Raw genomic sequence first — 21,078 nt, 5'->3', positions numbered from 1 at the left:
ATAGGAACGTTATGCCTGTGCCCAGTCTCTTGCTTTCGTGCGGACGATATCTGTAAAAGCCGCCATTGCAGGAGAAAGCCATTTGTTTTTATGATAAGCCATTTGAGTGGAAAACAGGGCGTCGCGGACAAGCGTGCCCTGAAGCTTTCCTTCTTCGATATCAGTGCGCGTTGTGATCAAAGGAAGAAGGGATACGCCCAAACCGCACATCACGCACTGTTTAATCGCTTCGACACTCCAAAATTCCATCGTATGGTCGGCAATGACTCCCCTTTGACGTAAATACTCCTCAAAAAAATCACGGTAGCTGCAGCCGTGCTCCGTATATAAAAACGTTTCATTTGCGGTAAAAGTCAAATCATCAAGGGCCTTTTGTCCTGCCGGGTGTTCCTTTGGAAAGATGAACACCATCGGCTCATTGACCAGCTTTTCAACATGAAGGTCGTTTTCTTTCCGATCGTTGTCCAAAAGAAAAGCGACATCGATTTTTCCCTGCTTCAATTCATCTCTCAGCTGCCAGCACGTGGAAGACTTTAATGTGACCGTGACCTGCGGATATTTGTTAGTAAATTCGTGAAGAATGGCAGGCAATCTGTAAACCGTTAAAGATTCCGAGGCGCCGATGATCAAGTTTCCCGACGGCTCCTGGTCGTTTTCCGGAATGTGCCTCGCTTTTTCATACAGTTCGACCATTTCTGCGGCATAAGGGAGAAGGTGTTTTCCTGCTTCTGTCAGCATCATTTTTTTCCCCAGCCTGTAGAACAGCGGCTTTCTTAATTCTTGTTCGATTGCTTGAACGTGCGAAGTCACAGTGGACTGCGCATATCCCAAATAATCGGCAGCACGGGTAAAACCGCCGATATCCACGATGGTTTTGAATGTTTTCAAATGTCGGATCTCCATCTCGTCCATCTCCCTTTTATTTTGTATCGAAAAATTCGAAGTTGCAGATCGATAATATCTATTTTACTGATGAATTAAACAAGATTACAATCATTTTAAACGACTTTGCGAAAGGATTGTATCAGTATGAGAGAAAAAAAGCTTGGCCCTTTATTATTAAGCGGGCTGATGACGGGGCCTATTTTAGGGTCGGGAATCATTCTGCTGCCGCCGATGATTCATCAGACAGCGGGGGACTATGCGATTTTTGCATGGCTGTTGATGTTGGGAATCGGTTTTTTATTTGCCTGGATTTTTGCCAGATTGAGCGTCGAGTATCCGAATGATGCCGGGATTGCTTATGCGGCTGAAAAAGCGTTCGGTTCCCGTGTTAAAAAATTGGCAGTCTTTTATTTTATCATGGCTGCAAGCTTCGGCCCTGCCGCCGTATTAATGACGGCCGGCGAATATATTCATTCTCTTGCGGCCGGCACGGCATTTCCCGCTGAACTGTACGGCTTCATTTTTTTTATCTTTTGTATGGTAGTCCTTTGCTTTAACCTTTCATTTGTCGGCATGGTTGCACTCATTTTTTCCACTGCCGCGGCCCTCATTCTGTTTGGAAGCAGCGCGGCTTCTGTGCCTTACTTTCGTGAGGGGCCGCTCGTAGACGGAACATTTCAGTTTGCCGATTTTGGCCGCGGATTGCTGCTGCTGTTCTGGGCATTAGTTGGATGGGAAATCGTCGGCAACTACAGCATGGAAGTGAAAAACCGCGGGAAAACGATTCCCCGGGCCGTCGTGATCAGCAGCCTGACGGTAACGCTCATATATGTGGCGACTGCGGCAGCTGTTCAATGGATTGATCCGGGGTTCTTCGCAAACGGACAATTGAAGCTGGCGATGATGCTGACGCCGTTGTTCGGATCTTTTGCATTGCCGGTGATCGCTGTGCTCACCGCTGTACTCTGCATGTGCGCTTATTTTCAGGTGACAGGCGGAGCAGCCAGGCTGGTGGCATCGCAGGCCGGCGGGCTGTTTGCCCGCAGATCAAGGGGAAATCAGCCGATGGCAGCACTGGGGCTTATGTTTTTCATTCATACCGTCGTTTTTGTCTGCCTGATGTTTCACTTTCTTAATGTTGAGACACTGGTCCTGATCGCAAACGCCTTTTTCATCTGCAACTCGCTGTGCGGTCTTGCCGCTGCTTACAAGCTGCTGTCCGGTCGCGTTTACAAAATAGGCTGCCTCTTTCTCATGGGGTGCTTCTCGCTGCTTCTTTTGTTTTCATCACACTGGATATTACTGTTTATCATGCTGACCAGCGCCTTGTTTGTGGTCAACTTCCGTCAACTTATCATCTGGAAAAAGGTAAAACGCCCTTTCAAATCGTATTAATGAATCAAACGGAAAAAAGAAAGGGGAACACGATGCGCAGTCAACTTTTCAAACTGCTCGGCGATTTGCCGGAGAAAAAAAGCATTGATGTGAGTACTCTTAAAATTGAAGAAAAGTCATCTTTTATTCTTGAAACGCTTTTGCTTGATTTAAATGGAATTGAAGCGGTACCGGCCTATTTTGCAAAACCGAAACAGATGAACGGCAAGCGGCCGGCCGTGCTTTACTGTCATTCACACGGAGGACGTTACGAAAGGGGGAAGGAGGAGCTGGTTGAAGGAGCGGATTACTTGCAAACGCCGCCGTTCGCCGAGGAATTGACGGCCTTGGGATTTTCCGTGCTTGCGATTGACCATTGGGCTTTCGGAGACAGGCGGGGCAAAACGGAGAGTGAGATATTTAAAGAAATGCTTTGGACAGGACGGGTGATGTGGGGAATGATGGTCTTCGACAGCATCAGAGCCATCGATTACCTGAGCATGCGTGAGGCCACAGACGAAAGCCGCATCGCTTCACTCGGCATGTCGATGGGTGGTCTGATGGCCTGGTGGACTGCTGCATTGGATGAACGGGTCAGCGTATGCGTTGATATATGCGCGCAGGTGGACAGCGAAACATTAATCAAGACGCAGAATTTGGACCGTCACAATCTCTATTCGTATGTTCCAGGGCTGGTCAAGCACTTTTCAACCGCTCAAATCGAAAGCCTGATCGCTCCAAGGCCCCATTTAAGCCTGGTCGGAACCGCAGATAAACTAACGCCAGTTCAAGGAATTGACCTCATTGAAGAAAAGCTGTCCGATGTGTATAAAGAAAAAGGCGCCGGTGAACGCTATGAAGTGTTTCGCTCTCATTCAGGGCACTTCGAGACAGCCGGAATGAGGCATAAAGCGATCGGTTTCTTAAAAACATGGCTGTAAAACAGGAGGTGAATCACTGTGAAAAAGGTGACGATCATCGGAGGGAACGGTACGGTCGGCCGCGTGTTAGCGGGCGGATTGGCAGGCGAAGGATACGAGGTGACAGTGCTGGATTTAAAAGAACCGGATGAAAAGCCGGCTGTCCGGTTTGTCCGGGTGGATGCGGCAGATTACAATGAAGTCGTGAAAAGCATTCCTCTGAATACGGATGCGGTGATCAACCTTTTGGCTGTCAAGCCGACAGGCGATTTGCTTGACCGGCGGGAGTTTGAGAAAATGACGGATATCTTTTTTAAAGCGACATATACGATTTTGCGGGCGGCGGCGGAGCTCGGCGTGCCGAAGGTGGTATTTGCAAGCAGCAACCATGTGACAGATGTGTATGAAAAGAACGGCGATTCTCTGCTGGGGAGGAAGATCAACACGGATGACTACCCGCAGTCCAAAAGCTTGTACGGCTTGCTAAAATTGGCGTCCGAAAATCTCGGCTATCTTTTCTCGCACCAATCAGACGCCAAGGTTTCCGTGATCAATCTGCGGATCGGGACAGCCGCTGAAAATGAGCAAGAAACGCTGCGCGCAAAACCGAGGAGCAAAAAAACGCTGTTATCCCACCCCGACCTCGTTCAAATCTTTAAAGCCGCAATCGAATCCGTCAAAACATACGGTACATATTATGCTGTCAGCGACAATAAGGGGCGGCCGTGGTCGATCGATTCCGCCATTCGGGAACTGGGGTTCAAGCCGAAAGTCAGCACCTCAGACATCCTTGATGAAGACTGACGTATCATCTTCTAAGGTGATGATCTTTTTCTCCGCTTTTCTGATCCTGCTTAAAAAATGATTATAGACGCTCTCCTTTCTGTTTGCTACATTTTAGACACGATATCGTAATATTTTGACAGCGCTTACAAGGAGGGGGAAATGACGATCAGGCATTCTGCTGGAAGCCGCGTGTTTGACATATTGAATTATTCATTTTTAACAGGGTTCGGATTGGTTTGTGTGCTGCCGTTCATCCACGTTATTGCAGCCTCTTTTGCGACAGTGGAGGAGGTTATTTCGAAAAAGTTTATTTTAATACCAACAACTTTTTCGCTGGATGCGTACAGGTATATTTTTTCAACTGACATTGTGTACAGAAGCTTAATCATTTCTATTCTTGTCACAGCCGTAGGGACGGCGGTCAGCATGTTTCTTTCCTCTTTAATGGCATACGGGTTGTCGAGAAAGGAGCTGATGGGAAGGCGCCTCCTCATGTTCTTGGTCGTGTTCACGATGCTGTTCAGCGGAGGGATGATCCCGACCTTTCTCGTCGTAAAATCGCTCGGATTGCTCGATACCTATTGGTCTCTGATTCTTCCGACCGCCATCAATGCGTTTAACTTGATCATTTTAAAGAACTTTTTTCAAAATATACCGTCAAGCCTCGAGGAATCCGCCAAAATCGACGGCTGCAATGACATCGGAATCTTCTTCCGCATCATTCTTCCGTTGTCTTTGCCGGCGATTGCGACAATTTCGCTGTTTTACGCCGTCACCTATTGGAATACGTACATGCAAGCGATTCTGTACTTGAGCGATGCGACAAAATGGCCGATACAAGTTTTGCTTCGCCAGATTGTCATCGTATCAAGCGGTATGCAAGGGGATATGACGGAGATGGGGGCAGCCGCGGCGCCGCCGGAACAAACGATCAAAATGGCGGTCATTGTCGTTGCAACCATACCGGTGCTGCTCGTGTATCCGTTTATTCAAAAGCACTTTGCAAAAGGCGCTCTTTTAGGGTCAATTAAAGGATAAAAACGGAGGGGACAATATGGGGAAAAAATGGCTGATAGCGATTTTTGCGTTCGCGCTTTTGGCCGGCGGACTGTTTGGCTGTTCGAAAAGCGGAGCAGATCAGGCTTCTACAAAGGATGAGAAAGTCGATCTGAACTCGCCTTTGGACTTGAGCTGGATGGTAATCCTTTATCATCAGCAGCCGCCGAAGGATACAGCGATTAAAAAAATCGAGGAGCTCACCAATACAAAGCTCGATTTAATGTGGGTGCCTGATGCAGTAAAAGAAGACCGCTTAAACTCAGCGCTCGCCGCCGGAAACCTGCCGAAAGTCGTCACCATTCAGGACATTAAAAATTCATCTGTCATGAATGCGTTCAGATCGGGGATGTTTTGGGAGGTTGGTCCTTATTTAAAGGATTATCCGAATTTAAGCAAGATGAACAAGCTGATCAATAAAAACGCTTCAATCGACGGAAAGCTTTACGGCATCTACAGGGAGCGCCCGTTATCAAGACAGGGGGTTGTCATCCGTAAAGACTGGCTTGACAACCTTGGGCTCGATATACCAAAGACGGTTGATGAACTTTACGAAACAGCGAAGGCATTTACAGAAAAAGATCCTGACCAAAACGGAAAGAACGATACGATCGGCTTTACCGACAGAAACGATTTGATCTACGGCGCCTTTAAAACATTGGGGTCCTATATGGGCATGCCGACTGACTGGGAGATAAAAGACGGCAAGTTCACGCCTGACTTCATGACAAAAGAGTACATGGATACGATGAAATATATGAAAAAACTGTATGATGAAGGGCTGATCAACAAAGACTTCCCGGTTACGAGCAAAACGCAGCAGCAGGAGATGTTTTCACAAGGGAAAGCCGGCATTTATGTCGGAAATATGGTCGATGCCGTCAATTTAAGAGACCAGTCTGTCGATGATATAATGGAGCTTGAGATCATCAATCGGATCAAAGGACCGGACGGAAAGGAACGCGTCTGGGCATCAGGCGGGCATAACGGAATCTTTGCCTTCCCGAAAACAAGCGTCAAAACAGAAAAAGAGCTGAAGAGGATTCTGGCCTTTTTCGACCGGATCGCCGAAGAGGATGTTTACAGCCTGATGACTTACGGGATCGAAGGGGTTCACTATAAAAAAGAAGGGGAAAAACAATTCAAACGAATTGATGAAAAACTGAAAGACTGGCAGGCGGAAATTCAGCCGCTCGTCTCTCTCGTCGGCATTGATAAACAATATTTGAAAAATACGGGAGATCCGCTCCGCACAAAATATGAAGAGCTGACAGAGGACAATAATGAGATCATCGTCTCAAATCCGGCCGAAAGTTTGTACTCACCGGCCGCATCTGAAAGAGGCGATGAACTGCAAAAGATCATTGACGATGCCACATATCAATTCATCCTCGGCAAAACGGATGAAAGCCAGTTCGAGAAAGCGGTTGAAAAATGGCGGACGAACGGCGGAGATCAAGTAATAGAAGAATATGAAGAGTCATTTAAAAAAGCAGAAAAATAGAAGGCAATCCCGGGAAGCCGGGATTGTCTTTTTATGCCGAATGAGTTTTCAGCTCGCGGTATTTGCCGGGCGTGATTCCTTCCAGCTTTTTAAATGAGCGGATGAAATTCTGCGGATTTTTGTATTTCAGTTTTTCAGAAATTTCTTTTACGGACAGCGTCGTTTCTGTCAGCCAGTTTTTCGCGACATGATGCCTGTAGGATGACAAGTATTCGCTGAACGATATTTTCATTTCTTTCCTGAAGATGCTGCTTAAATAGTTGGGGTTGTAATGAAGCCTTCCTGCGATCGATTCGAGCGTCAAGTCCGTGTCGAATTCCTGCTGGATAATATGGACGATTTTTTCTGAGATGTTTTTGTATTGTGATTCTTCTCTGATGCTGAGGGTATCGATCATTTTGACGATGATCTGCGCGTTCAGCCAACTTTCGATCTCCTCGATGGTCGTCAGCTCAAAGACGTCGTCGTACAGCATCGTATTTTCGTTCGGTTCAAAAATTTCGATTCCAAGCAAATGCATAAATTCAATCAAGTTGTTCAAGAGCCTTGCAATCGCTACCTGGCAGTGATGCGGATTCATGTTTTCAGAACAAATCGATTCAAGGAGAAGGTGAAGCTGTTCGGCCGCTTGTTTACGGTTGCACGTTTTAATAGCTTCAAACAGTTCATTTTGGATCTGCTTTGGAAACTGGGTTAAAAACGCTTTGTTACGGTCAAGATGCTCATAGAAAATCACCGCGTGTTTTCCTGATTTCAGACGGTATGTCAGCGCTTCAAGCCCTTCCAAATAAGCGCGCTTCGACATTGCAAGGCTTGTAAACGGCTGGCTGATGCCGATGCTGACGAACAATCCAAGCTCCTCATGAATTTTATCCCTGATGGATGATGCTGTATGCTCCAAGTCCTCCTGAAACCTGTCCAGCGGCTGTCCGCGGTTCAGCATGATGATGGTCTGCGTTTTATCAATGACAACCGGCGGGAGGCGCTTATTCTTGGGCACAGATCGTTCGACAAGGCTGTTGATCGCAAACAGCAGGACATCAAGATCCTTTTTATCATATGATGTGTCTTTCAATGTATCAATTTGCAAGGCAAAAACGGACAGGTGGCTCCAATCTTCAGGGAAGCCGAGCCCTGTAAAGCGGTCTTTGATTTCTTCTTCGCTCAGCTTGCCGAGCAAAAGCCTTGTTAAAAAATACTGCTTCAGCTGGGTGACCTGCTGTTCGACGCGCACCTTCAGATCATGGTTTTTATTTTTCATCTCTTTAATATTCCGTTCAATCAGTTCAAATTCGTTTTTCGGTTTCTCCTGGCCGGAAGCGGCCCCCGCAGAAAAGCCTGAGACGGATTCGTACAAAACCTTGATTGGCCTGTAAAAATGACGAGAACCAAACCAGGAAAATAGGTATGAAAGCGCTAACAAAATGACGCAGATCGTAAACGTAAACCAGCCGATTGATGCCGTCTGCTGATAGAGTTCCGGAATGGTCGTTAACGAAATGTATATCCAATTATTGTAATCTGATTTCTGGTATGTAATGTTATAGGCGGTGTCGTTGACTGTTGTATCAAACTGGCCGTTTTTTTCCTGATGCCGGCGGATCGTTTTGAAATAATCGTCTTGTTTGATCGATTGCCCAATCATTGACGGGTCTGAGTGAAGGATGATCCGTCCGTTGTCATCAAGCACCATCATGCTGTTTGTTTTTGAATGATGCGGCATGCGCTTGACAAGCGAACAAGAAGGAATACTTGCGATCGCAAGGCCTCTGTTTTCCATGCTGTTCAGCGGAAGCTGTTTGACCAGATTGACGTTGTACAGGCAGTTGCCCGAAGCCCCTTCTTTTGTGGCGACAAGGTCGTTGTTTTTTTCAAGCACCCAGCTGGAGCGGCTTTTTAAGGCGTTGTAAAGCGAGATCGTGATGGCTTGTTTTCCCTGATCTAAAGGATATAAACCGGAATTGTTGATATACCACTTTTTTTCTTGGCTGATCAGCGTGATATCCGACAGATCGGTATCGAATGTCTGCAGTTCGTTTAATTCCTTGTTGATTTGGTTATACAGCTGAAAGCGTTCTGGTGTAATGGTGCGGCTGAGTGTCTGAATTAAAGGATAGGAACGGACGTAATTGGTGAAGGAATGGTCAACCGTTTTTAAAATATGCTCGATATTTAGCTGTGTCTGGCCAACGGTTTGGAGCTTTTCGTTTGTAACGTTTTGTTCAATGGTTTCCGCTGATCTCTGATAGGAAAAAAAGCCGACGATGATGACCGGAATGGTGCTCAGAACGAGAAAGAAGGTCACCAGCTTATAGTAAAACTTATATTGTTTTCTCTTCATAAATTCCCCCCCAACAAATCTTCGTTTGAGTTGTTCATATATAATTAATCCGACTTTTGTGTGAATTTGTCAATAATCATTTTCTAACCATCGTTTCATTTTATTAGGTTTTGCCGGCTGCCGGGCGAGGTGCGGCCGATGTGATGATATGATTGTAGATTTATTTTTTCATGGTGGGATAAAGTGAAAGCAAACATCACGAAGGGAGGCCGTTTATGAAAGCAGCCGATGTCCAGACCGGAAAAAATCCGGCCCATATTGTTGAAAAAAAACGAAAGACGCGTTTTTGGGAAAAGCTTCTCCAGCAAAAATATTTATATTTGATGATTCTGCCGGGACTGATTTATTTTTTGCTTTTTAAGTATGTGCCGATGTGGGGGATTGTCATAGCGTTTCAGGATTACCAGCCGTTTCTCGGCATAACGGGGAGCGAATGGGTGGGTTTTAAGCATTTTGAAAGGCTGTTCACCGAACCGACGTTTTTTATGCTTCTGAAGAATACATTGATTTTGTTTTTCCTCAACCTTGTTGTATTCTTTCCGATACCGATTATTTTGGCGCTTTTATTGAATGAAGTCAGAGTCGCATTGTTCAAAAAGTTTGTCCAGACGCTGATCTATATTCCGCATTTTATGTCATGGGTCATTGTGGTATCGCTTTCATTCGTTCTGTTGACGGTTGACGGAGGATTGATCAATGAGATCATCGCCTACTTCGGCGGAGAAAAGATCAACTTTTTGCTGAATGAAAGCTGGTTCAGGCCGATGTACATTCTCCAGGTCATCTGGAGGGAAGCCGGCTGGTCGACGATCATTTATTTGGCGGCGATTACCGCTGTCGATCCGCAGCTTTACGAAGCGGCGAAAATGGACGGGGCCAATCGCCTGAGGAGGATGTGGCATGTCACACTACCTGCGATCAGAAGCGTCATCGTTGTTTTACTTATTTTGAAAATCGGCGATACGCTCGAACTCGGCTTTGAGCATGTGTATCTGCTTTTAAATGCAACGAACCGCGAAGTGGCCGAGATCTTTGATACGTATGTATACACGGCCGGATTAAAGCAGGGGCAGTTCAGCTACAGTACAGCCGTCGGTTTATTTAAAGCAGCTGTCGGTCTCATTCTTGTCATATTTGCAAACAGGATGGCGAAGAAGTTTGGAGAAGAAGGAATATATTAATATTTTTTGATGAAAGGAATTGAATGACATGAATCAATCTCTCATCACAAAAACGCCTCTTTACATTGCCGAAGAAGCGGCCAAAACAATAATGAAAGCGTATACACCAAAGGAGCTGCCGCCGGCCGGACGCTGGCACTACCATCAGGGTGTATTTCTGTGCGGCTTGATTCGCCTCTGGGAAGAAACGGGGAAAGAAGCATATTTCAACTATGTAAAAGAATACGCCAATGAGCTCATTGACGGCTGCGGGAATTTTTATTTCAGGAGGGATGAACTGGACGCCATACAAGCCGGACTTATCCTTTATCCTTTGTATGATGAAACGGGCGATGAACGCTACCGTAAAGCCGCCAAAAAGCTGAAGGGCCTTTTTGATACGCTGAATCAAACAGAAGAAGGCGGGTTTTGGCATAAAGATAAATATCCTTACCAAATGTGGCTTGACGGGTTGTACATGGGAGGGCCTTTCGCACTTAAGTATGCAAGAGCGTTCAATGAGCCTGAACTGTACGATATGGTCATCCTCGAAGAAAAACTGATGAGAAAACATACGAAAGACTGCCGGACGGGATTGTATTATCATGCGTGGGATGAAAAGAGGGAAATGCCCTGGGCCGACCCCGTTTCAGGCTGTTCTCCCGAATTTTGGGGAAGGTCAATCGGCTGGTACGCGCTTGCACTGAGCGATATGATCGAACTGCTCCCGCAGGGGCATGACACGAGACAGGAGTGGACCCGGGTGCTTCAAGAGATGGTCAAAAGCATTGCCAATTTTCAAGATGAACGCACAGGGTTATGGCACCAGGTTGTCGATAAAGGCGGACTTCCGGACAATTGGCTTGAAAGCTCCTGCTCGTGTTTATATATGTACGCGATGACGAAAGGAGCTCGCATGGGCTATATCGATTCATCATATATTGATAGAGCCGCAAAGGCTTTCAAAGGACTCGTCGAAGAGAAAATCGAGCTGAGCGCAAAAGAAGGCTTGCTTTTAAAAGATATTTGCGTCGGAACTTCTGCAGGGACATACGATTATTATGTCGGGCGGGAAAAAAGCACCAACGATCTTCACGGTGTCGGCGCATTGATCATGGCTCTTGTAGAACTTGAAAAGACCGGCCGCTTTTCCCGCGAGGCAGCGAAGTGAAGAACTTCGCTTTCTCCGTCCTTCTATTTGCAGCAGTGCTTCTTTTTTCCTCATGCGGACAGGATGGGGGCCGGGGAACAGACGTATTGATCTTTTCGGATGCACCGGCTGAAATAAAGGAAAACGTCCAGCGCGCAGCCGGGAAAGAACAGCTCAACATCACCGTTTTCCCGGCTGCACCGGAAAAACTTCTAGTTGAAATTGCGGCGAAAGAAGGAGATCTGTTTATCGTTCCAGAAGACATGTTTAAACCTTTTTACGATCCTGAAGGACTTCAGCCATTGAAAGTTGCTTCGAAAGAAAAAGAGCCATACAGCGCTCCGGGCAAAAACGGGTACGTACAGCTGTATGCGGCTGTCATTGAAAAAGGAGAAAAACGTTTGAACGGCTATACGTTTCAGCTGAATACAGACATGGCAGCTTTCATACCGGTCTATGCGAAGAAAACCCCTGAAGCGATGGAACTCATCGAAGCGCTTCGCTGAAAATGAAAGGGGGAGGAACCGATGAAAACATATGCGATATGCGGTCTGAGCGGCCGCGCTTTTAACATGTTTATCGAGCCTCTAGTGGGAAAATACGGGGAAGAACACCGCATCGCCGCGCTCCTGGACAGCGATCCGCTAAGGGAAGAAGTCTGCAAAGACAGGTTTCCGGCGCTTCGTCCTGTCCCGTTTTTCAAGGAGAAAGCGTTTACCGAAATGCTTGATAAAATCAAGCCGGACGCCATTATTGTAGCAGGCCGTGATGATACGCATGTCCGCTATATATTGGGCGCTTTACAGGCGAATATCGATGTGGTCACTGAAAAGCCGATGGTGACAACGGCACGGGATGCGGCAGCCGTATTAAAAGCCGAAGCCGCGAGCAAAGGAAAAGTGACCGTTACGTTTAATTACCGCTGCAATCCGTACCACCGCAAGATCAAAGAGCTGATACTTGAAGGAAAGCTCGGCACGATTACGTCGGTTGACTTGAACTGGTACATCGATACGTATCACGGCGCAAGCTATTTTAAACGCTGGAACAGGATGAGAGCATACTCCGGCGGGCTTTCCGTCCATAAGTCAACCCATCATTTCGACCTTGTCAATTGGTGGCTTGCTCAAACGCCTCGCGAGGTTTTTGCCTATGGAGGCCTGTACTACTACGGACCCGGCGGCGAAATGAATCCTGAAAAAGGGGAAAAACGCTATTGCGGAACATGCCATGTCAAGAAGAATTGCCGCTATTATATGAGGTGGCAGGCAGGCGACCCGCAGGACGATCATGTCAAGACCAACGAAAGCCAGCAGCTGCTCTATACCGATTACAGGCCTGACGCGTGTATTTTCGATGAAGAAATCGATATCGAGGACACGTATGCAGCCGTTTTGAAATACGACAAAGGGGCGCTGCTGAATTACTCCGTCCATTTTTCAGCCCCGTATGAAGGCTACCGGCTTGCAATCAACGGGACAAAGGGAAGGCTTGAAACGCAGGAATATCATGCGCCGGCAAGGGTTCCATTTGAAGTTCCCGAACAGACCATCGATTATTATCCGCTGTTTGAATCGAAAGAAACGATTCGCGTCGTCAGGCAGCCCGGTGGGCATGGCGGAGGAGATCCGCTGCTTTTGGAAGAGCTGTTTGGCGGAGGAGACCCGTTGAGGAATTACGACATTCTGGCCGGTGCCGAAGCAGGCGCCTATTCAATTGCAGCCGGCGAGGCAATATGGCGCTCCATCAAAGAAAAAAAGCCGATAGGAATCAGTGAACTTCTGTATACCCGGCAATATACATAAAGGGGGGGAATTCGTGGAACAAAGCGTCTCCATGGGAAGGGTGCTGAGTTTTTGTGAATGGGTGCTGAAGTTTTTTTACGCCAATCTGCTGTGGTTTGTTTTTACGCTGCTCGGCCTTGGCGTCTTCGGGTTTATGCCGGCGACGACTGCATTGTTTTCCGTGATGAGAAAATGGATTATGGGCAAAACCGATATTCCGATATGTAAAACGTTTTGGCAGGCGTACCGCGGCGAGTTTTTTCGTTCCAACGTCATCGGTCTTATTCTAGCGGCAGTTGGCATCATCATTTATGTTGACCTTGCTTTTATTTATCCGGAGCATTTCCTATTGCACGTTCTCCGGTTCGTCATTATGATTTTTGGGTTTTTGTTTTTAATTATGATGTTTTATATGTTCCCGCTGCTCGCCCATTTCGATTGGAAGAAGCGGATGTATTTTAAGTTTTCGCTGATTCTGGGCATATCGTATTTACAGTATACATTAACAATGATGGCGGTTGCTGCCGTGCTTTATATCGCTTTTGCCTTTCTGCCCGGAATTGTTCCTTTTTTCAGCGTCAGCCTGCTCAGCTATGCGGTCATGTGGCTGGCATATCAAGTATTGAAAAAAGCGGAGGCCGTAGAACAGAGGGGAACTGTCGTAACGACAAGACACACCTGAACCTTTGCTTCAGGTGTGATGAGAGGAGATGGCCCACATGAGTGAAGAATTTGAAAAACGATATCTTCACTGGATTGATCAAGCTGTAAAGGAAAGCGAAAAGAAAGACGACTTCAAGTCCCTCCCCGGTTTTGGAAGACCGCTCAGTAAAGAGGCGCTCGAAGGGGATGCGCTTTCGTCAACTCTTAAAAACGCCCGTTATCTGCCGGAGTGGCTGAAGCTGCAAAAGGAAATTAAACAAGAGATTGAAAAAGCGATCAAATCGAATCAGCGCGAAGCGCTGATCGATGCCATCAACCTAAAAATTAAAAAATACAACCTCACCTGTCCGAACCAATTCCAAAAAGGCCTTGTTTCAGCCAAAAACCTCGAAAGCCAGCTCAAATATTGGAGCTGATGCCACTCCTTGCACTTATTCATAAAAATAATTGCCAATAACAATTATTTTCTGTAAAATAAAGTTAATAAATGTAATTTTTGTGTTTTTAAAAAGAAGAAAGGATGAATGAAGAAGTGGAAGCGAAAGCGGCATACGAAAAAGCGGCCGGGCTCTTGAATCAGTGGTACACCATGATCAAGCGCCATGAAGCGCTCCAGGCTGTATCTTTGAGATACGAGATCCGAAACCTGCTCTCTAAAATGGAGAAAAACAGAGATTTGGAGCTCTATTTTCAGCTTTTGGACTACCGCTGCAAATTGATGATGGAGCAGTTTGCAGAATCAGCCGAGCTCTTCCGGAAGATTAAAAGGCAGAAGGAAACGGTTAAGAACGCGGATGACATCATTCAGTACTATTTTTTCTTTTTTTCAGGCATGTATGAGTTTTATGAGAAAAACTATCTTGAGGCGATCAGCTGTTACAAAAAAGCGGAAATGAAGCTGCATAAACTGACCGATGAAATTGAAAAAGCGGAATTTTACTATAAGATCGCAACTGCCTACTACCAAATAGATGATCATTTCAGATCGTTGAACTACTCCGAAAAAGCGCTCTCACTTTTCAGCAAGCATAAAGAATACATAGACAAAACGATCGGGTGCGAAATGATTCTCGGGTCGGTTCAGTTTGAACTGTTCCGCATCAAACAAGCCGAGGAACACTACGGCCGGGCGCTTGATCAGGCCGTTTCCCTCCAAAACCGGCGAATCATCGGGCTGATCTATCATAATATGGGTCTGAACTACGCCAAATGCAGCATGCCGCTTTTGGCGGAGGAGCACTTTAGAAAAGCTCTTTCAATCGGTGTCCATGAGCAATCGGTCTTTGGCATTAACACCCTTTTTGAGCTGTCCCACCTCATGTACAAAAACGGTTCTCCCGAAGAAGCGAGACGTCTCTGCAAAGAGGGATTTACCAGAGCGGCGGAACAAGGAGAGGATGAATACGCGGCGAAATTCAGGCTGATTTTCGCCCTGTATGACGCGGGCCATCCGCTCGATATTGAACTTTCGCTTGAATACATGAGCGATAAACGGCTATGGCCGCATGTTGCCGAACTGACAAAAGATATAGCCGATTACTACATGAAGTCCGGCGACCATGAAAAAAGCGCGCTTTACCTGGAAAAATCGCAGCATGCCAAGAATCAAATATATAAAATGAAGGAGGGGCTCATATGAAAAAATCCATTTGTTTTTTCACCGTCATGCTTGTTTGTCTGATAGGGGGAAGCTTCACAGCCGATTCTGCAGCACAGGACGGATCGTTCCAGACATTGGGGAAATCAGTGTTTCCTGACAGTGGACGATAGAGAAAACCTGCTGAAATAGAAATTGCCTCCCGACTTTTGCTATAATAGTCTCACCTAAAGGCAATTGAAGGGAGCAGTAACGATGACGATAAAAGAGATTTCGGCTGATGAACTGAAAGACAGGCTTGCAAAAGGAGAAACGCTGAACATTATTGACGTCAGAGAAGATGAAGAAGTGGCTGAAGGAATGATCCCTGAAGCCGTTCACATTAAAATGGGGGATATTCCTGAAAAACTCGATGTCTTCCAAAAGGAGCAGCCTTATATTTTTGTCTGCCGATCAGGCAAGCGCAGCGAAAATGTCTGCCTCTATTTGCAGGATAAAGGCTTTGATGTCACCAATATGGTCGGCGGCATGCTCGAATGGACCGGAAACACAAAGCCGAAAACCAAATAAGCGGGTCCGGCTTCTTATCTGTACAGATAAGAAGTTTTTTATTTATCACATGTCAGGAAACGCTCGGAGCCTCCTGCCGGCGACCTTCAAGGTTCTTTCGATCAGGATTTTAAGCATAACTTCGGCTGTGTGCGAATACCTTTCATTATAGAAAGGAGAGAGCGTATGCTGAAGGTAGCCGTATTTGATGAAGAACACGAAAAAGATTTGCAGCATGAGATCAATGAATTCTTAAAAAAGCTGTCGGAAGACCAGCTGGTCGATATAAAATATGACGTATCAGCCGCATGCGATCCTCAAGGCGAACAGCTTTACTGTTTTTCTGCGTTAATTTTATACAGGACATAAAAAAACAGCTCTTCAAAGGAAGAGCTGTTTTCGTTTATGCTTTTTTCACTCTCGGGCTTCTTGGCTTCTGGAATTTCTCAGCCTGTTTAATTTCTTTCCGCTCTTGTGACAGAGATTTATACAACGATACAAGCATGAAAATCACGACGACTGAGAACGGCAGTGCGGCCAGGATGGCGGTGTTTTGCAGCGCCGATAGTCCGCCTGAATACAGAAGCGCTGCAGCCATTGCTGACTGAATGATACCCCATGATATCTTGACCGAATTCGCAGGGTTCAGTGAACCGTAAGTCGTTTGCATGCCGAGAACAAATGTTGCCGAGTCTGCGGAAGTGATAAAGAATACGGCAATGAGCACCAAGGCAACGATAGATGTAATCATCGCCAGCGGATAGTGGTCAAACATGCCAAACAGCATCGTGTCTGAAGACAGTTTTGCAATGTTAAAAGTCCCTTTTTGCTGAAGATCCATCGCTGAAACCCCGAAAATTGAGAACCATAGAAACGCCAGCACAGTAGGGGCAAACAATACGGCAATCAAAAATTCCCTGATTGTGCGCCCCCTTGATACGCGGGCGATGAAAATACCGACAAACGGCGACCAGGAGATCCACCAAGCCCAGTAGAAAATCGTCCATGAATTGATCCATTCACGGCTGTCCGGATCATTAGGCGCAAGGCGGAAGCTCATTTGCACCACGTTGGAGATATACGTTCCGATCGTGTCCGTAAACGAGTTCATAATCAACACTGTCGGTCCCACGAACAGCATAAAGATCATCAGGATGCCGGCCAGCACCATGTTCGTATTGCTCAAGTACTTGATGCCTTTTCCGATACCGCTCCATGCGGAAACTAAGAACAGCACGGTAACGACTGCAATAATTGCCAGCTGCACTTGAAAGCTGTTCGGTACTCCGAATAGATAATGGAGTCCGCCGTTGATCTGCGTGGCGCCGATTCCGAGACTAGTCGCTACACCGACGACGGTTGCGAAGACAGCGATGCAGTCAATCCCTTTTCCAAGCGGTCCGTTGACTTTGTCGCCGAAGACCGGAAACAGCGTCGCGCTGATCAAGCCAGGCGCGTCTTTTCTGAATTTAAAGTACGCGATGCAAAGAGCAACGATCGCATAGATCGCCCATGCATGCAATCCCCAGTGGAAAAATGTATACCTCAGAGAATCTCTGAAGGCCTGGGCTGTTTCTGTTTCACCTGATGGAGAGCTAATGGCAAAATGGCTGATCGGTTCAGCCGCGCCATAAAATACGAGACCAATGCCCATACCTGCGCTAAAAAGCATGGCAAACCAAGATAATCGAGAGAATTCAGGTTTTTCTTCAGGTTTCCCTAATTTGATCTTTCCGATCGGACTGAAGATCAAAAAGATGCTGAATGCGACAAACAGAGAAACCACCAATAAATAATACCATCCTAGTGTGTTCGTAACATAACCTTGAATCGAAGTCGTTAACGCCTGAAGGTTATCAGGAGCAACGATTCCCCATAATACAGCTGCTGCTGTGATAACAATCACAATCCAAAAAACGCTTGAAATATTTTTCAAAATCATCCTCACCCTCTAATCATTTTTCGTCCTTACTCCCATCATTATGTTTAGTATGAGTTGCACATATAAAATTCATTCTCTCTCAGGAAGTTTGACCTAGCTTCCCCTATTACCCCACAATCAGGTGAAACAAAACTCTTTAACCGTAACATACTTTTCAAAAAAGGCACAAGTCTCAGCACTGCGCTGAAACTCTGCCATTCCACATTTGTCAAGGGTTTGGAGCAATTTTATTTTTTTCTTCGGCAAAGTGAAAATTCGCCTGCATTCATGCCTGCAAGTCTGCCTGTGACAAGCGCGGATGTGATATTGTACCCGCCCGTATAGCCGTGAATATCGAGGATTTCCCCGCAGAAATAAAGCCCCTCCTTTTTTTTGGACGCCATTTTTTTAGGATCGATTTCTTTTACGGAAACCCCTCCGCCGGTCACAAAGGCTTTGTCAAGCGAAAGAGTGCCGTTCACGTTGACGGTAAACTCTTTACAGTCTTTGACGAAAGCTCTGAAACGGTCTTTGGAAAGGGATGAAAACGTTTCAGAAGGATCAATCTTGTTGCGCTCGAGAAGAAACAACAGATACCTTTCCTGCATCCAAGGCTTCAGCATGTTTTTGAGTGATTTTTTCGGAGCGTCCTTTAATTCTTTATGCATGTTTTGAAAAAGCTGTTCTTCATGAATGTCAGGGAACAAGTCGATTTTCAGCCTGACTTTTTCCTGCTTTTTCAACTCTTTAACGACAAATTGGCTGCACCTGAGGACAGCGGGCCCAGAAAGTCCAAAATGGGTAAAAATCATATCCATTTGGTGGGTGATGACCGGTTTTCCTTTTTTGTTCAATACGCTGAGAGCGACGTTTCTCAATGATAGGCCTTGCAATGTTTTCTGCTTGATAAAAGGCTCGTCAGACGTAACCGGAACTTCTGTCGGGAACAGTTCCGTAATCGTATGGCCGGCTTTTTCCGCCCATTCATAGCCGTCTCCGGTCGATCCTGTATGCGGGACGCTTTTCCCGCCGACAGCGATAACGACAGAGCCCGCTCCAATTTCTTCGCCGCTGCCTGTCACGATCCCGCACGCTTTTTCTTCATTGTATAGGACTGTTTTCACTTTTTCGTTTGTCTGCACGCTTACATGAAGCTGTTCAAGCCTTGTTAAAAGTGCATCAACTACGCTCTGCGCCTTGTCGGAGACAGGAAACATTCTTCCGTGATCTTCCTCTTTCAGCTTGACGCCAAGGCGCTCAAAAAATTTGATGATGTCCTCGTTGTTAAATTCAGAAAAAGCGCTGTACAAAAAGCGTCCGTTTCCGGGAATATGCCGGATGATCTCATCAACCGGCAAGCGGTTCGTCACATTGCACCGTCCGCCTCCCGAAATGGCCAGCTTGCGGCCGAGTTTGTTTCCTTTGTCAATCAAAAGAACGTCCGCCCCCTGTTCACCGGCCGCGATGGCGGCCATCAGCCCGGAGGGGCCTCCGCCGATGACGATGACATCAAAATACTTCATACCAATATCCTCAACTTTCCTGTCTTGTAGAGCCTGCATTCTGTGCAGGCGGGAGGGATTTCATCAGATAATATCCGCGCTCCATCTTCTTATTATAACGAAAGATCGGCAGGATGAAAAAACGTTAAAACATGGGGATGTTAAAATTTAGCCATGTTATTATTACCTGAGTAATGCGCCTGTATGTTAAAATAGAAAAGTTGAATCTATTGAAGAAAAATGGTGATTGGGAACATGTCAAGCAAACTGTTAAGAGGCACCTTTGTATTAACGCTTGGTACCTATATTTCAAGGATCCTCGGAATGATTTACTTGATTCCGTTCGGAGCCATGGTCGGTGCCACCGGCGGTGCCCTGTTCCAGTACGGTTATAATCAATATACGATTTTTTTAAGCATTGCGACCATGGGATTTCCAGCGGCCGTGTCCAAATTTGTTTCAAAATATAACTCGATGGGCGATTATGAAACAACGAGAAGGATGCTGCGCGCCGGAATGTCGATGATGCTCGTCACAGGCATCATTGCTTTCTCCATTCTATATTTGTCTGCCCCGTTTTTTGCGGAGATGGCTCTCGGCGGAACAGAAAACAACGGGCTGACGATTGAACATGTCGTGTATGTCATTCGCATGGTCAGTCTCGCTTTACTTGTTGTGCCGATCCTGGCGCTGATCAGAGGCTTTTTCCAAGGTCACCAGATGATGGGGCCGACAGCCGTTTCACAGGTCGTTGAACAAATTGCCAGAATCGTCTTTCTATTAACGGCTACTTATTTGGTGATCAAAGTATTAGACGGCGGGCTTGTCGTAGCTGTCGGCTATGCGACTTTTGCGGCTTTGATCGGCGCATTCGCCGGGCTGTTCACGCTTTATTTTTCCTGGCAGAAAAGAAAAGGGGCGCTTTTGGCGCTGAAGCCGAACCTGGTTCCTTCCGCCAATATTACGTACCGGCAAATGTTTAAGGAGCTGTTCAGCTATGCCGCCCCATACATCTTTGTCGGATTGGCGATACCGCTTTACCAGTACATTGATACGAATACGTTTAATAAAGCGATGATTGCAGCCGGCTATCAAAACATCAGCCAGGATTTGATGGCGATCGTGACGCTGTACGTGCCAAAGCTTGTGATGATACCGGTATCTCTCGCGACGGCATTCGGCCTGACATTGATCCCGGCGGTGACTGAAAACTTTACCAACAAAGATTTCCCTGCTTTAAATAAACAGATTGATCAGGCGATGCAGATCATTCTTTTTATCGTTCTTCCTGCATCAGTCGGTATGGCTCTTTTATCGGGTCCGGTTTACACGTTCTTTTACGGCTCGGAAAGCCTGCTCCCTGAAATGGGACGAGATATTTTGTTCTGGTACGCGCCCGTGGCGCTGTTATTCTCGCTCTTTACCGTCAACGCTGCGATTTTGCAGGGGGTGAACAAGCAGAAATTTGCGGTTGTCAGCCTGATGATCGGGATTGTAATTAAAATCGGGCTTAACGTTCCGCTCATCAAGCTGTTTCAAGGAAGCGGATCGATTTTGGCAACGGCGCTCGGCTATTCAGCGTCACTCCTGTACGGATTTATTATGATTAAACGCCATGCCGGCTATTCGTATCGCAAACTGTTTAAACGGTTTTTGCTGATGCTGATCCTGACGGCGGTCATGGGCATCATGTTGCTGCTTGTTCAGGCGCTACTCAGTCTGTTTATTTCATATGAAGGCGGGCAGATCAAATCTGCTGTCGTCATTTTCATCACAACCGCGGTCGGCGGATCGGTTTATCTGTACTTGGCTTACCGTGTGAAACTGCTCGAAAAAATGTTCGGTCAGCGGTTGAATCGCTTTTTCAAAAGAAAGGCCTCCTAAAA

At 46.4% G+C, this 21,078-nt stretch carries 20 protein-coding genes; 16 read left to right on the top strand and 4 right to left on the bottom strand.

The annotated features are described in order from the left end of the window. Nucleotides 1–9: 9 nt before the first annotated feature. Nucleotides 10–903 carry a LysR family transcriptional regulator gene (locus tag M1D67_RS16545; protein WP_020452651.1) on the bottom strand — a complete coding sequence of 298 codons (894 nt, stop codon included), beginning with the start codon at nucleotides 901–903 and terminating at the stop codon, nucleotides 10–12. 126 nt (nucleotides 904–1,029) lie between these two features. Between M1D67_RS16545 and M1D67_RS16540 the strand changes: the two genes are divergently transcribed. The 5 genes from M1D67_RS16540 (at nucleotide 1,030) to M1D67_RS16520 (ending at nucleotide 6,525) form a co-directional block, all read left to right on the top strand. Continuing rightward, nucleotides 1,030–2,280: an APC family permease gene (locus M1D67_RS16540; protein ID WP_101561199.1), complete on the top strand. Its 1,251-nt coding sequence runs from the start codon at nucleotides 1,030–1,032 to the stop codon at nucleotides 2,278–2,280. Between the two features lie 32 nt (nucleotides 2,281–2,312). Further along, complete coding sequence (locus M1D67_RS16535; protein ID WP_458117535.1) at nucleotides 2,313–3,200, top strand: dienelactone hydrolase family protein; 888 nt, start codon at nucleotides 2,313–2,315, stop codon at nucleotides 3,198–3,200. Nucleotides 3,201–3,218: 18 nt separating this feature from the next. Next, nucleotides 3,219–3,983, top strand: coding sequence for an NAD-dependent epimerase/dehydratase family protein (locus tag M1D67_RS16530; RefSeq protein WP_026579044.1), 765 nt, complete (start codon nucleotides 3,219–3,221; stop codon nucleotides 3,981–3,983). A gap of 141 nt (nucleotides 3,984–4,124) precedes the next feature. Beyond that, on the top strand, nucleotides 4,125–5,003 hold the full coding sequence (locus M1D67_RS16525) for a carbohydrate ABC transporter permease (protein ID WP_023855846.1): 879 nt from the start codon (nucleotides 4,125–4,127) through the stop codon (nucleotides 5,001–5,003). Nucleotides 5,004–5,019: 16 nt separating this feature from the next. Further along, the gene (locus M1D67_RS16520; protein WP_458117534.1) at nucleotides 5,020–6,525 is read left to right on the top strand and encodes an extracellular solute-binding protein; all 1,506 of its coding nucleotides are present in this window, start codon (nucleotides 5,020–5,022) and stop codon (nucleotides 6,523–6,525) included. A 31-nt stretch (nucleotides 6,526–6,556) separates the two neighbouring features. On the opposite strand, the gene M1D67_RS16515 is transcribed toward M1D67_RS16520, so the two are convergent. Then, nucleotides 6,557–8,866 carry a helix-turn-helix domain-containing protein gene (locus M1D67_RS16515; protein ID WP_026579047.1) on the bottom strand — a complete coding sequence of 770 codons (2,310 nt, stop codon included), beginning with the start codon at nucleotides 8,864–8,866 and terminating at the stop codon, nucleotides 6,557–6,559. A gap of 215 nt (nucleotides 8,867–9,081) precedes the next feature. On the opposite strand from M1D67_RS16515, the gene M1D67_RS16510 reads away from it, so the two are divergent. The 10 genes from M1D67_RS16510 (at nucleotide 9,082) to M1D67_RS16465 (ending at nucleotide 16,138) form a co-directional block, all read left to right on the top strand. After that, nucleotides 9,082–10,047, top strand: coding sequence for an ABC transporter permease (locus M1D67_RS16510; protein WP_020452644.1), 966 nt, complete (start codon nucleotides 9,082–9,084; stop codon nucleotides 10,045–10,047). 28 nt (nucleotides 10,048–10,075) lie between these two features. After that, nucleotides 10,076–11,197 carry a glycoside hydrolase family 88/105 protein gene (locus M1D67_RS16505; RefSeq protein ID WP_075212782.1) on the top strand — a complete coding sequence of 374 codons (1,122 nt, stop codon included), beginning with the start codon at nucleotides 10,076–10,078 and terminating at the stop codon, nucleotides 11,195–11,197. Beyond that, nucleotides 11,194–11,682 carry a lipoprotein YteS gene (locus M1D67_RS16500; protein ID WP_075212781.1) on the top strand — a complete coding sequence of 163 codons (489 nt, stop codon included), beginning with the start codon at nucleotides 11,194–11,196 and terminating at the stop codon, nucleotides 11,680–11,682. Before M1D67_RS16505 ends, M1D67_RS16500 begins: the two co-directional genes overlap by 4 nt. 21 nt (nucleotides 11,683–11,703) lie before the next feature. Beyond that, nucleotides 11,704–12,981 (top strand): Gfo/Idh/MocA family oxidoreductase, encoded by a 1,278-nt coding sequence (locus M1D67_RS16495; RefSeq protein WP_195536455.1) that lies wholly within the window; start codon nucleotides 11,704–11,706, stop codon nucleotides 12,979–12,981. A 13-nt stretch (nucleotides 12,982–12,994) separates the two neighbouring features. Beyond that, nucleotides 12,995–13,642: a YesL family protein gene (locus M1D67_RS16490; protein ID WP_458117532.1), complete on the top strand. Its 648-nt coding sequence runs from the start codon at nucleotides 12,995–12,997 to the stop codon at nucleotides 13,640–13,642. Between the two features lie 37 nt (nucleotides 13,643–13,679). Then, nucleotides 13,680–14,039: a DnaJ family domain-containing protein gene (locus M1D67_RS16485; protein ID WP_023855528.1), complete on the top strand. Its 360-nt coding sequence runs from the start codon at nucleotides 13,680–13,682 to the stop codon at nucleotides 14,037–14,039. A gap of 104 nt (nucleotides 14,040–14,143) precedes the next feature. Further along, nucleotides 14,144–15,262: a response regulator aspartate phosphatase gene (locus tag M1D67_RS16480; protein WP_180806814.1), complete on the top strand. Its 1,119-nt coding sequence runs from the start codon at nucleotides 14,144–14,146 to the stop codon at nucleotides 15,260–15,262. Continuing rightward, nucleotides 15,259–15,393 (top strand): hypothetical protein, encoded by a 135-nt coding sequence (locus M1D67_RS16475; RefSeq protein WP_023855526.1) that lies wholly within the window; start codon nucleotides 15,259–15,261, stop codon nucleotides 15,391–15,393. The genes M1D67_RS16480 and M1D67_RS16475 overlap by 4 nt, the downstream gene beginning before the upstream one ends. Before the next feature lie 82 nt (nucleotides 15,394–15,475). Continuing rightward, on the top strand, nucleotides 15,476–15,790 hold the full coding sequence (locus tag M1D67_RS16470) for a rhodanese-like domain-containing protein (RefSeq protein ID WP_020452637.1): 315 nt from the start codon (nucleotides 15,476–15,478) through the stop codon (nucleotides 15,788–15,790). Nucleotides 15,791–15,955: 165 nt separating this feature from the next. Continuing rightward, complete coding sequence (locus M1D67_RS16465) at nucleotides 15,956–16,138, top strand: sporulation protein Cse60 (protein WP_003184510.1); 183 nt, start codon at nucleotides 15,956–15,958, stop codon at nucleotides 16,136–16,138. A 34-nt stretch (nucleotides 16,139–16,172) separates the two neighbouring features. On the opposite strand, the gene opuD is transcribed toward M1D67_RS16465, so the two are convergent. Further along, nucleotides 16,173–17,708 carry a glycine betaine transporter OpuD gene (gene opuD / locus M1D67_RS16460; RefSeq protein ID WP_105980601.1) on the bottom strand — a complete coding sequence of 512 codons (1,536 nt, stop codon included), beginning with the start codon at nucleotides 17,706–17,708 and terminating at the stop codon, nucleotides 16,173–16,175. A 230-nt stretch (nucleotides 17,709–17,938) separates the two neighbouring features. Continuing rightward, nucleotides 17,939–19,213, bottom strand: a complete 1,275-nt coding sequence (locus tag M1D67_RS16455) for a BaiN/RdsA family NAD(P)/FAD-dependent oxidoreductase (protein ID WP_479831395.1) — start codon at nucleotides 19,211–19,213, stop codon at nucleotides 17,939–17,941. Between the two features lie 234 nt (nucleotides 19,214–19,447). Here M1D67_RS16455 and M1D67_RS16450 point away from each other — a divergent pair, with 234 nt between their 5' ends. Continuing rightward, a complete protein-coding gene (locus tag M1D67_RS16450) occupies nucleotides 19,448–21,076 on the top strand; it encodes a putative polysaccharide biosynthesis protein (protein ID WP_020452634.1) in 1,629 nt (542 codons plus the stop codon). The last annotated feature ends 2 nt before the right edge of the window (nucleotides 21,077–21,078 follow it).

This window comes from Bacillus sp. PK6-025 (assembly GCF_056530265.1).
Note: the sequence above shows the minus strand (reverse complement) of the source record. Positions and strands in the feature narration are given on the sequence as shown.